Source organism: Arthrobacter sp. B0316-1-20 (genome assembly GCF_059091865.1).
In genome coordinates, this window is the sequence record NZ_JBNHHC010000077.1 from 1 (window position 1) to 11,499 (window position 11,499).

Genomic DNA, 11,499 nt, shown 5'->3' on the forward strand with positions numbered 1-11,499 from the left:
TGAGCATGCCGTCAACACTAGTGTTGACAGATTTTACGTAACCGCGCATGGACGTGTCGCCGCCCTCTCCATCCCGCCCCACGTACACGTCGAATGCGACGGTATGCGGTTCCGTCTGCTCGTACATCGCGGCAACTAACTGGTTATAGCGGTCGACGACCACCGATCGGCGCAGCTTCATGCTCCGTGTCAGTTCCCCGTCATCGACCGTAAGTGGTTTCGGCAGAATTCCCAGCAGGCTCACGCGTTGTGTGCTCGGCAGGGTCTTGTTCAGCTTCTCGATCTCGCCGGAGATGAGCGCGACGACATCCTCGTCGACGATGAGCTCCGAGTAGGATGCGTTGCGGCGGAGACTGTCATCGAGTCGTCGGCGTACGGCCTCGTCGTTCACTTGAACGATCGCGCCGATACGGGAATCGTTGCCGTGCCCACCGATGAGAATGAAGTTGGAGAAGTATGGACTGCTCATCGCGCTGATTTCGATTGGCTGTGGGGCGAAGGATTCTCCATTGGGCAGACGCTGGATGTTGGTGATCCGGTCCAAGATGTGCAGCGCTCCCTTGTCCATGACGCCGGCGTCCCCACTGCGCAGCCAGCCGTCCTCGGTTACGTCGAGCTCCTTGCCGCCCCAGTAGCCCGCGCACCGCACCCCGCCATGCACCTGCACCTCCCCGTCTGGCGAGGTGCGGACCTGGATCGGCTCGGTGCCATAGGCTGTCGGAAGCGCCGCCCCGACGCTCTCCGAGGGGTGCTCGTCACGCGTCGCGGTGAAGATGCCCATTTCGGCCAGACCGTAGACGTTTCGAATCGGCAGACCGAGGAGCTTGAAGAACTCCAGCACCTCTCCTGCAAGGGAGCCGCCGGCTGTAATGCACCCCTTGACATGCTCGAGGCCCAATTCTTTGCGGATCGTATCGCGCCGGAGAACAATCTCCGCATCATTGGAGAGCAAATCGGCGGGAACCGTAGCGCGCAGTTCCTCCCATTGGCGGGGGCCGAGGTACTTCATGGACGCTTCAGAAGTGATGAACTCCTCGGCTGCCTTATTGGGCGCCGAGCTGAAGGCAACTTCCAGGGGAGCGGCGGCACCCAAAGTCAGCCCGTTGAACTGCTCCACGGAGAAAGCGGCCGGAAGGTAGCTAAGGTACTTCGCGAACGGTTGTGCGTCATAGACATACCGGTAGCGGGCTGCGTTATCGAGCATGTAGGCATTGGTCCCCAGTACGCCCTTGGAAACGCCGGTCGTCCCGGACGTCAGAATCACGCACGAAACATCATTGATGTCTCCCGCATCGATCGACTCCTCCACGGCGCTCGGGTTGACTGCGAGATACTCCACGCCGAGGCGACGAAGATCGCTCAGTGTCATGACTCTTGGGTCATCAACCACGGGATCGGTGCCCCACTGGATGACGCGTTGCACCGAGAGCGTATCTGAGGCTTCAAGGAGCCGGTCGGTTGCGCCGGCGGTTCCGCTGAAGGCAATCGATGCCGGGTAGCTAGCCAGGGTCACCCGCATCTCCGGAGCGCTCATGGTCTCGAACAGAGGGAAGGCGGTAAGGCCAGTCGCCTGGAGTGCGTATTCGACGATGAAATGGTCGGGTGAGTTCTTGCCGATCGCGAAACCGAACTGATCTGGCTGACGAAGTGCTAGGCGCGACTGCAGGGCGAAGACGCCGGCGGCGATTTCGGTGACCGCCTCATACACCTGGCCCCATGTTCGCGTCGTCCAGGCGCCACGCGGCGCGATGGTGCGGTATGCGATTTTGTCGCCGTGCTGTTGGGCGTTGCGGCGCACAAGTTGAGGCAGGGTCGTCAGGACTCGTCCGGACGCGTCGGTGAAGGGGGCGGCCAGGACAGGGGGGGCTTCAGTAACGGTGGCATTCGACATGGTGACTCCAGGGGTGGACGTTGCATTTCTCCGATTGTGGCGTGCGTCAAACTGTTGCGTCAACATTTATGTTGATAAGTTGGTTTAATGAGGACTATTTGGTGTGCTGAGGGGTTGTTCGAACCGTCGTCCGGGCTGATTGCCTATCTTGAGCGCTGGCCAGCCACCGAGGCCGATCCCGTGCGCATTATGACAGGGGTGAGGCGCGCCCCGCTGCCCGAGGCGGTCACTGAGAATGAACACGTCAGGCTGGCCAGCGTCCTGCCAGGCCGAGGCTTGGGACGCTTGCCTGTGGAACATGTACGCAGCAGTTACTGGGAGATCTGTGCGTCCATTAGGAACGGGGACATCCCCGTCGACGCCGTTGTCGTCTGCGCGACTTCGATGGGATCCCACTTCGATCTCGGCGTAATTAACGGATATCTGCAACTGTTGATTGATGCGGCGGAGGTGGTGGTGGTCGAGGAGGTTGTCGATCTTCCGCTGATGAGAGGGGCCGCAAAAGCGCATCGCGCCGACCTGGTTGTCGCGGCTGGTGCTGCGGGAGACCATGTTCCGTTAAGCGGTGAACCCGATGCGGCGAGCAGGGCGATCGCCCGGAATGCGTGCCAGGCGATCGGCGGGGAAGTTCGTTCCTTGGCGCTGGGTGTAGGGCGGGTGGCCGACGCTATCGCCGAAGTCCTCGAGCCGCCGCGGGAGCTTTCCATTGTTACCGGCGCGATCACCGATAACACGTGGACGCTGGCGCAGCGCGGGGTACTTTCGAAGACCGCGCCAATCAGGGCAATGTCGGTCGTGGCCTCCCCGGACGCGACCAGCTGGGCGGCAACGGATCACCGAATCAGGCTGCTTCCCTCGACGATCGTCCACTCCCCGAGCTGGCTTGCCGATCAGCGGGGTTTCACCGTGGTGCTGGGCGGACTCCAGATCGATGTTCGGGGAAACGTCAACGCCGAACGCATCGGCGAACGGCAGGTCTCCGGTCTCGGTGGCGCGCCCGATTTCGCCGCGGGCGCACATGCCGCCCCAGAAGGTCGGGTCGTGATCGCCATGTCGGCGAGGTCGCCGACTGGAACTTCCAACCTGGTCGAGCGAGTCAGTGCCACGACGGTGCAGGGTTCTTTCGTCGACGCCGTCGCCACCGAGTTCGGCATCGCGACACGTGATGGCAGTGACTCTCAATGGCTGGAGGATTTGGAACGAATCTTCCCGGCTGCCAGCGCGAGGATGCTCCCAAATGACAGTGCTCGGGCTAAGACAATGCGGTGAGCGCCTGCGCGCGGTTGGCTCGACAAGACTGAGCTGCTTCAGGCATTGCCGCCGAACCGCTGAATCCAAGAGGCAGCGTGCAACTGGGCGAGGGGAGCCGAGCGGGTCCCGGCTGACGTGTGGCGATCGCGATACTGATCCAGTGTCCGTTGGCCGCGGTGCAGGGCCTCTGGTCTGAACAGCGCGGCGAGACTAGAAACCGGTGGGCCGGGGGTCGTCGCGTTCGCGTCGGGCAGGGAGGCGGCAAAGGAGTGCGTGGGCCATGGGGGACCCGTGTCCATGGACGAGGCGTGGAGCGTGTCGCTGCCGCCGCTCTGCCAGGTGGGTGTCCGGCGCTCCCCGGATCCGGAACTCGTCTCCATGGGGCCTGGGTATGAGCCTAGTCAACAATAGTGTTGACAGGTGCTTTGGCATGACATACCGTCGAAAACGACGCTGGCGTAGAGGAATCGCTGCGACCGAAGAGACCTGGAGAAGCACGTGGAATTCACACCTTTCCCGCATCAGAGCACCAAGCCAGACCTGCGTGAGCTTGTGGCGAGCATCTGTGAGAAGTTCGACGAGAGCTACTGGGACAGCTGCGATCTGGACAAACGATTCCCCGAGGAGTTCTTCGCCGCCTTTGCCGAGGCCGGTTTGCTTGGCATCACGATCCCTGAGGAGTACGGCGGCGGTGGTGGAACCCTTAGCGACCAGGTCGCCGTCCTTGAGGAACTCGCGGCAAGTGGCGGTGCGATTAACGCCTGCTCGTCCGTGCACATCCCGCTGCTGTGCATTCCCGCGTTGCTGAAGTTCGGCACCGAGGAGCAGAAACGGTCTTACCTTCCGCGCATCGCTTCGGGCGATCTGTTTGTCACATTCGGCGTGACCGAGCCGGACGCGGGTACGGATACGACGAGCATCCAGACCCGCGCGACGAAGACCGAGGGCGGGTACCTCATCTCGGGCACTAAGGTCTGGAATTCGGGAGCTTTGCGCGGGGACAAGGTTCTGCTGCTGGCCCGCACGTCGACCCCGAATGCAGAGGAGCGGAAGGCCTCCGGTCTGACGCTCTTCCTGACGGACCTTAATTCCCCGAACATCGACATCCGCGCGATCCCGAAGATCGGTCGCAACGCGGTAGCCTCCGCCGAGCTATTCCTGCAGGATCATTTCGTGCGTGATGAGGACATCATCGGGGAAGTAGGCCGGGGGTTCTACCATCTGCTTCACAGCCTCAATGGGGAACGTCTCTACCTCTCCGCCGAGGCGTTGGGTGTTGGGCGTTGGGCCATCAAAGCGGCCTCACAATACGGTCGTGAGCGGGTCGTCTTCGATCGGCCCATCGGGATGAATCAAGCCGTCCAGCATCCTCTGGCCCACAACTACCTCCAACTGCTGGCCGCGGGCCAGGTCGTGTACCAGGCTGTCGAGGACTATGAGCGCCTCGGGGGGGCCGAAGTAGGGACCCTGGCTAACGCGGCCAAGTACCTCGCGACCGAGGCGGCTTTCAGTGCGACAGACTCCAGCATGCAAGTGTTTGGCGGCTATTCCTTCGCCAGGGAGTACCACATTGGTCGCCACTGGATCGAATCACGACTGCAACGCATCGCCCCGGTCAACAACCAAATGATCCTCAACTTCATCGCAGAACGGTCGCTGGGGCTCCCCAGGAGCTACTGACGGGCGAATCCACACCGCCGCGGGGCTTCCTTGCCGGGATCAGGATCCTCAAGGTCTCTGCACGAGCTGTACTGACCCTGACCGGGTTCTTTTGACACGGGGGCCTCGGGGTCGAGTTGAAGCGGTCTCATTCTTCAGCTCGACCCCCAGGGGGTCTCCTATATCCCTCGGTCATGCCCGGACGACCCCGATCGGCAGGTTGGACCACGGTCCGGCGCATCGAGTCCGGGGGACGGTGGCCGAGGTGGCCGCAGCGATGGGTGTCGCGCACCACGGCATGGCGGTGGTGGTGCCCGTAGCGCGAACGAAGCCAGGACGGTCCGCGGGACCGACCCCAGCGTGGCCGACACCACGACACCTGGCCTGGAGACTCGGGACGGATCCTGCGGGATCCAGCGCAGATGCCGATGCTGCGCGAGCCGGACCCGCCCACCGGCCACCCCATCCGCGCCTCGCGTGGTGCGGCGAACCGCTACGAGCACGATCAACCAAGTGCCCGGCCGCCGCCGGGCGGGGAGAGGATGCGTACATGAGTTCTGTGACGCAGGTGCGGAGTGCGCCGGAAGAGTTCTACCCGGAGGAGCGACCCGTCCACCAGGTCCGGGTCGACGGGTTCTTCATCGACGAGCATCCTGTGACGGTCGCCGAGTTTCGGCGGTTCGTCAAGGACACCGGCTACATCACGACCGCGGAAACGCAACCCCGGGCGGAGGATTATCCCGGGGCCGATCCGGAACTGCTCGTGCCGGGTTCGCTGGTGTTCGTCGCGCCGTCCGGACCGGTACCGCTCGACGACTACCGCAGGTGGTGGACATGGATGCCCGGAGCGAACTGGCGTCGTCCCGAGGGCCCCAGCAGCAATCTGTCAGGACGTGAGCGGCATCCGGTGACGCACGTGTCGTACTTCGATGCGCTCGTCTATGCCCAATGGGCGGGAAAAGATCTTCCCACGGAAGCGGAGTGGGAGTTCGCCGCGCGTGGTGGGCTGGACAGAGCGCGGTTTGTCTGGGGTGACGAGTTCGTTCCCGGCGGTCACCTTCGTGCGAACACATGGCAAGGGCGCTTCCCGTGGGAGAACACAGCCGAGGACGGATTCCTCGGGACGTCTCCGATCGGTGCTTTCCGCCCGAACAGATACGGTTTGGTCGACATGGCAGGAAACGTGTCGGAGTGGACCGCCGACTTTTTCACGGCCCATCACGGTGCAGACGGTCGTGAGACGGCACCGGCTCATGCGTGCTGTAGACCGGCCAATCCGCGTACTAGTGCTGACGGCGAGCCGGGGTCGTATCCATATAAGGTCATCAAGGGCGGTTCACACCTATGCGCACCGAACTACTGTCTTCGCTATCGTCCGGCGGCACGACAGGCAGAGAGTGTGGAAACCTCTACATGCCACATCGGTTTCCGCTGTATCGTTCGTCCGTAATCGGAGTGGATGGCGGGCCGAGCTATTCAGCACCTTTCGCCTTATGGCGACCGAGCCCGAGTGTGGGTGTCTGGCGTAGGACGGCCGGTCGGGCGGTCATCGCCTGGGACCGTGGGCCATGATTCCGTCCCACGTGGACACTGCCCTTAGTGGGATCGACTTCGAGCACTGCATCGTCGTCGAACGCCGAGGCAGCCGTGACCATATCGCGGTCTTGACCAGCGGAAGGCCGGTCGAGGACGTCGGCGCACTCGCCGACGCGCTCGAACGAGCATTGCGCATTTAAACCGCTCTATGTTTCGTCGACACCCTCCCGCCGGGTGATGGACTTCTTCACGATCGGCGCAGCTTCCAGAACCGATGACCGCCCGACTTTGCATAGGAGAACCGTGCATACCCTCTCTCAGTCCTTCACTTCATCTCGTTCAAGACCCCAGGTCGTCGCCCTCCTCACCGAGGAGATCCATGCGCTGGACGCAGAGTGCGGCAAGAAGATCTCGGTGGCCAGCATCATGCCGAAGCCGCTAAGCCCCGACCGCGGAGAGCTGACGCGAAGCATGAAACCGCCCCGGGTGGAGGTTCTTCGTCGGTACGAACCCCTCGTCGAGGCCATGTACCACTCGGTGGAACCGGTGGTGTCGTTCGATCTCTACGTCGGCCGCGACTACGAAGGATCGGCCCGGCCATTCCGTACCCGCGCCGCAATTGACTGATCACCCCGCGCGGGGAGAGATGGGGACGACTCCCAAGACGCGCCCCGTCGAGGGCGGTGCCCGTGTCGTTGCTCTGTTGGTGCTCGCGCTGTGCACGACGGTCGCCCAGGGCCTCGCTCGCTTCTCGTTCGGACCTCTGCTTCCCGCGATGCGCGGAGAAGTCATCCCTTCATACACGGCGAGCGGTATTCTGGCGACTACGCACATGCTCGGATACCTGGTGGGAGCGCTCCTCAGTCTTCGAGTATCGAAGCGGATCGCTGCTTCACGAGTCGTCCAGTGTGGTCTGGGAAGCACGATTCTCGGGCTCGCGTGTCTCACCTTCAGTAGCGGGCCGGCGGTCGCCGGCGCCGGTTTGTTTTTCACCGGCGTTGGCGGCGCGCTCGTGTGGCTTCCCGCGCCGGGTCTCGCGGCCGCTGTATACCGTCGAAATCCCGGCCGTGGCATAGGCATCGTGGCGAGCAGTATGGGACTGGGTATTGCCCTCGGTAGTGTGTTGCCCGCCCTGTCGGACGCAGTGGGCGGTTGGCGAGGCGTCTGGGGGGTGGAAACCGCCATCGCAGTTGTGGTGCTGGTTGCCGCATACCGCCTGCTTAAGATACCGGGGGAACCTCAGCGCTCGTCGGACAAGAAGGACGCCCGTTGGCGTCCAGATTCGCGGTGGTGGGGTACGACAATCGCCTTCTCGTCCTTCAGTTTCGGCACTGTCACCTGCCTAACGTTCTTTGTTGCAGCGCTGATGGATTCAGGCACATCAACCTGGGTGGCGAATTTGTTGTACGGGCTCATCGGTATCTCAATGATCTGCGGGGGCGTGGTTGCCGAAACCATTTCCCGATTGGCGGGCCGAGTGCCGACTCTGGTCGGCCAATGTGTCTGCGCTGCCGGGGCAGTGATGCTCGCGACTACCGCTTACCTACCATTCGCAGTGGTCATGGCTATCGTTCTCGGAACGAGTATGTCGGGAACCGCTGCGGTCATATCGGCCGACCTGAACGACAGATATTCGCAGGCGCAAATGACGGCTGCTTTCAGTCTGATGTTCATTCCGGCCGGGATCGGCCAGATCTTGGGTCCCGTCACCGGTGGCTGGGCCCGGGACTTGACCGGAGATCCCTTCACCGCGCTGGTCGTTGCCGGGTCGGTCATGGCCGTCGGCAGCGTGGTTTTGCTGATGCAGGCACTCTGGTCTGCCAGGACGCCTGGCGCGTGCCTTCACGGCGCAACTCCTGACCTACGTGAGGAGAACCTCTGAAGATCATGGCGGCGAATCTAGCGGTGCAACTGGCGGTAGGCCCACTCCGTGGCCAGGGTCCGGTTGAAGCGCTCCACCTTGCCGTTCTGTCACGCGCAGTGCGGCTTGATGAACTTTTGCACCGCACCGAGCCCGGCACAGGCCAGCTGGAACGCCGTGGAGTGGCGGTAGGAGAACGCGTTATCCGTGATCACCCGCTCGATCTGGGTAATCCCCTTTCCCGCGAAGTAGGCCGCCGCCCGGGTGAGGAACCCCGCGCAGGTGGCGCCCTTCTCATCGGACAGCACCTCGGAGTACGCCAGCCGCGAGGTGGTCATCGACCAACGAGTGCACGCAGTCGTAGCCGGGCCTGGCCGCTTCTGGGCCCAGGTCCTGCCCATCATGCGGCCATGGGCCCGCCAGCCACCCCCATCCGGGATCCGGCCCAGCTTCTTCACCCAGGCCGCCGGGCCGCGGGCCAGGCTCTCCCGTCGTGCCCTGCGCTGGGCGCTAGATGCGCTGGTCGTGCAACATCTGACCGTGGCCCGCGTTGCCGAAGCATTGGGGGTGTGGTGGAACACCGCCAATGACGCGGTGCTGGCCGAAGGTAAGCGCTTCCTGATCGACGACACCGCCTGGTTCACCGGGGTCACCGCGATCGGGCGGACGAACATGTGTGCCACCACACCCGGTGCGGGGACAAGTACTTCACCGTGATTCATCGACTTGACCCCGCTGCGGGCCGGAACCGGGCCGGCGAGGCTTGTTGGACATGCTCGAGGGTCGCGCCAAAAAGGCCTTCAAACAGTGGCTGGCCGAGCGTGACCAGGGATGGCGGGACAACGTCGAGGGGTGGCCATGGATGGGTTCTCCGGGTTCAAGACCGCCGTCACCAAGGAGATCCTCGAGGCGACCGCGGTGATGGATCCGTTCCACGTGGCCCGCCTGGTCGGCGATGCCTTGGCATGGTGCCGGCGCCGAGTCCAGCATCGACCCGCTCTACAAAGCCCGGCGCATACTGCTGACCGGGGCCGATCTGCTCACTGACAAGCAGTACTCACGCATTCAGGACGTCTTCAATGACGACGACCACGTAGAGGTGGAAGCCACTTGGATGTTCTACCAGCACGTGGTCGCTGCTTAACGGCACCCCGACCGGGTGAAGGGCAAGGCGATGATGTAGAAGCTGATCACCAAGCTGGGCTGGGCCGTGCCGACGAAGCTCACCGAACCGGCGGGCCTGGGACGGGCGTTGAAGAAGCGGACGGCGGACATCTTGGCCCACTTCGACCGCTCTGGCCCCTCCGGCGGACCCACCGAAGCCATCAACGGCCGACTCGAGAACCTGCGAGGCTCCGCTTTGAGGTTCCGGAAGCTCACGAACCACATCGCCCGATCACTGATGGAATCCGGCGGATTCAGACCCCGGGTACACCTTGGATTGTGAAGAGCCAGAAAACCTCAATATTGCACTAATTGATGTCTGAAGATGCTCGTGCGGCATGCCACCGACTGAGATCCTCTCCCGCTCCGAAAGCGCTTTCAACACAACTGTTGACATCGTGATCTGCGTCGCATAGGTTCTCAAACATCCCCAATACAAAGGAGTCAAGAATGGGACGTGTAGACGGCAAGGTTGCATTCATCACCGGTGCGGCCCGTAGCCAGGGCCGCTCGCATGCGGTGCGTCTGGCGGAGGAGGGTGCCGACATCGTTGCGGTGGACATCTGCCAGCAGATCGACACCGTGCCTTACCCTTTGGCAACGGCGGAGGATCTGGCTGAGACGGCGCGGCTGGTCGAGCAGCACGGGCGGCGTGCCGTAACTGTGGAAGCGGATGTCCGTGACGAGGCCGCGATGCAGGACGCCGTACGCGCGGGTCTCGAGACATTCGGTCACATCGACATCGTCTCGGCCAATGCAGGTATCTGGAGCGTGAACCGGACGTGGGAGCTGACTCAGCAACAGTGGGACGACATGATCGACGTCAATCTCACCGGCGTGTGGCAGACGGTAAAGGCCGTGGTGCCGTCGATGATTGAAGCTGGCAACGGCGGCTCAATCATCATCACCAGCTCCAACGGTGGGGTGATGGGTTTCGAAAATCTCGCTCACTACGTTGCTGCCAAGCACGGGGTGGTGGGTTTGACGCGCACCATGGCCAATGAGTTGGGTCGCCACAACATTCGGGTTAACAATCTGCAGCCCACTGCGGTCAACACCAACATGATCCACCATGAGGGTGTGTACAAGCTGTTCTTCCCGGCGGAGCCTAATCCGTCCCGGGAGCAGTTCGCTTCTGCCTTCCAGTCCCTCAATACGATGCCGGTGCCGTGGGTGGAACCGGAAGATATTTCCAACGCCCTGCTCTGGCTCGCGTCCGACGAAGCTCGCTACGTCACCGGTGTTTCCCTGCCGGTCGACGCCGGCTTCCTCGGCAAGGTCGGCGCCAGTTAACCCGTGCAGCGGTGCGCCGTCTCGTCCTGTACGTCGGCGCACCGCTGCGACGCTCGTCTCCTGTCGCGGTACGACCGGACTGCGGATCTGCGTTAAATCGCCAACCCCACCGCACGACTTTCTACGGCTACACCGCCGAGATCCCCTCCGAGGACCATCATGGACACAAAAACTCAACTCGCCGACAACGTCGACCCGTCAAGCCACGATTCATCCACGGAATACTACGATACGCGCTGTACGGAGCACTAGCTCTGATCATCGCCGAGGCATTCTTCCCCGCCGCGCCGCTCCTCAGCACATTCGCCGTGTTCGCGTTGGCATTCGTCACCAGGCCCTTGGGTGCCTTCTTCATCTGGGGGCCGATCGGCGATCGCATTGGCCGTAAGCGGGGTGGTGATGACCAGCAGTCGGGCGGCGGCCAGGGCGCCGAAGACGGCGGCCATGACCACGAGGGCCGGCCCGCGGGCGTCCAGGGGGGTGTCCCTATGTTCTTCGTCAAGCGACGGGGGCGCTTTTCTTTGCCGCGGTGGTCGGGGGTTTTGGGCAGCGGGTTCCGGCCGGCCGGCGTGGGCCGCCGGCTGGGTGCCTGTCTTCTTAGGCCGCCTGGGTCTGGGGCGCCTCGTAAAGCGCGCCGTCGCGCAGCATGGCGAACAGGACGTCGCAGCGGCGTCTGGCGAGGGCGATCAGGGCCTGGTTGTGCCGTTTGCCCTCGGCTCTTTTGCGGTCGTAGTAGGCCCGGGAGACGGGGTCTTTCAGAGCCGCGAACGCGGAGAGGAACAGGGCGCGTTTGAGGATCTTGTTGCCCTTTTTGGAGGGGTGGTCGCCGCGGATCGAGGTTCCC

At 63.1% G+C, this 11,499-nt stretch carries 9 protein-coding genes and 3 pseudogenes; 8 read left to right on the forward strand and 4 right to left on the reverse strand.

Annotated elements, in window-relative coordinates; translation table 11 throughout:
* The coding region (locus AC5RW2_RS38105) for an AMP-binding protein (RefSeq protein ID WP_494075152.1) at nucleotides 1-1,891 on the reverse strand (1,891 nt) is incomplete at its 3' end.
* A gap of 114 nt (nucleotides 1,892-2,005) precedes the next feature.
* On the opposite strand from AC5RW2_RS38105, the gene AC5RW2_RS38110 reads away from it, so the two are divergent.
* The 6 genes from AC5RW2_RS38110 (at nucleotide 2,006) to AC5RW2_RS38135 (ending at nucleotide 8,219) form a co-directional block, all read left to right on the forward strand.
* Nucleotides 2,006-3,160, forward strand: coding sequence for an acetyl-CoA hydrolase/transferase C-terminal domain-containing protein (locus tag AC5RW2_RS38110; protein ID WP_494075153.1), 1,155 nt, complete (start codon nucleotides 2,006-2,008; stop codon nucleotides 3,158-3,160).
* 480 nt (nucleotides 3,161-3,640) lie between these two features.
* Nucleotides 3,641-4,822 carry an acyl-CoA dehydrogenase family protein gene (locus AC5RW2_RS38115; RefSeq protein WP_494031195.1) on the forward strand — a complete coding sequence of 394 codons (1,182 nt, stop codon included), beginning with the start codon at nucleotides 3,641-3,643 and terminating at the stop codon, nucleotides 4,820-4,822.
* Nucleotides 4,823-5,351: 529 nt separating this feature from the next.
* Nucleotides 5,352-6,251 (forward strand): formylglycine-generating enzyme family protein, encoded by a 900-nt coding sequence (locus AC5RW2_RS38120; protein WP_494031196.1) that lies wholly within the window; start codon nucleotides 5,352-5,354, stop codon nucleotides 6,249-6,251.
* A 118-nt stretch (nucleotides 6,252-6,369) separates the two neighbouring features.
* Nucleotides 6,370-6,537: a hypothetical protein gene (locus AC5RW2_RS38125; protein WP_494031197.1), complete on the forward strand. Its 168-nt coding sequence runs from the start codon at nucleotides 6,370-6,372 to the stop codon at nucleotides 6,535-6,537.
* Nucleotides 6,538-6,640: 103 nt separating this feature from the next.
* Nucleotides 6,641-6,964, forward strand: a complete 324-nt coding sequence (locus AC5RW2_RS38130) for a hypothetical protein (protein ID WP_494031198.1) — start codon at nucleotides 6,641-6,643, stop codon at nucleotides 6,962-6,964.
* 19 nt (nucleotides 6,965-6,983) lie between these two features.
* Complete coding sequence (locus tag AC5RW2_RS38135; RefSeq protein WP_494037011.1) at nucleotides 6,984-8,219, forward strand: YbfB/YjiJ family MFS transporter; 1,236 nt, start codon at nucleotides 6,984-6,986, stop codon at nucleotides 8,217-8,219.
* A 26-nt stretch (nucleotides 8,220-8,245) separates the two neighbouring features.
* On the opposite strand, the pseudogene AC5RW2_RS38140 reads toward AC5RW2_RS38135, so the two are convergent.
* Nucleotides 8,246-8,656: pseudogene (locus AC5RW2_RS38140) on the reverse strand (integrase core domain-containing protein); the annotation flags it as partial.
* On the opposite strand from AC5RW2_RS38140, the pseudogene AC5RW2_RS38145 reads away from it, so the two are divergent.
* Both AC5RW2_RS38145 and AC5RW2_RS38150 read left to right on the forward strand, forming a co-directional pair.
* A pseudogene (locus AC5RW2_RS38145) lies at nucleotides 8,655-9,645 on the forward strand (ISL3 family transposase); the annotation flags it as partial. The pseudogenes AC5RW2_RS38140 and AC5RW2_RS38145 sit on opposite strands and share 2 nt — an antisense overlap.
* 167 nt (nucleotides 9,646-9,812) lie before the next feature.
* Nucleotides 9,813-10,655, forward strand: coding sequence for a mycofactocin-coupled SDR family oxidoreductase (locus AC5RW2_RS38150; RefSeq protein ID WP_494031199.1), 843 nt, complete (start codon nucleotides 9,813-9,815; stop codon nucleotides 10,653-10,655).
* Between the two features lie 248 nt (nucleotides 10,656-10,903).
* On the opposite strand, the gene AC5RW2_RS38155 is transcribed toward AC5RW2_RS38150, so the two are convergent.
* Nucleotides 10,904-11,101: a hypothetical protein gene (locus tag AC5RW2_RS38155; RefSeq protein ID WP_494031200.1), complete on the reverse strand. Its 198-nt coding sequence runs from the start codon at nucleotides 11,099-11,101 to the stop codon at nucleotides 10,904-10,906.
* 151 nt (nucleotides 11,102-11,252) lie between these two features.
* Nucleotides 11,253-11,499: pseudogene (locus tag AC5RW2_RS38160) on the reverse strand (IS110 family transposase); the annotation flags it as partial.

Excerpts from the sequence above, each read along its gene's own strand:
- AC5RW2_RS38120 (WP_494031196.1), top strand. The coding sequence starts at position 5,352 with ATGAGTTCTGTGACGCAGGTGCGGAGTGCGCCGGAAGAGTTCTACCCG.
- AC5RW2_RS38125 (WP_494031197.1), top strand. The coding sequence starts at position 6,370 with ATGATTCCGTCCCACGTGGACACTGCCCTTAGTGGGATCGACTTCGAG.
- AC5RW2_RS38135 (WP_494037011.1), top strand. The coding sequence starts at position 6,984 with ATGGGGACGACTCCCAAGACGCGCCCCGTCGAGGGCGGTGCCCGTGTC.
- AC5RW2_RS38150 (WP_494031199.1), top strand. The coding sequence starts at position 9,813 with ATGGGACGTGTAGACGGCAAGGTTGCATTCATCACCGGTGCGGCCCGT.
- AC5RW2_RS38155 (WP_494031200.1), bottom strand. The coding sequence starts at position 11,101 with ATGGCCGCCGTCTTCGGCGCCCTGGCCGCCGCCCGACTGCTGGTCATC.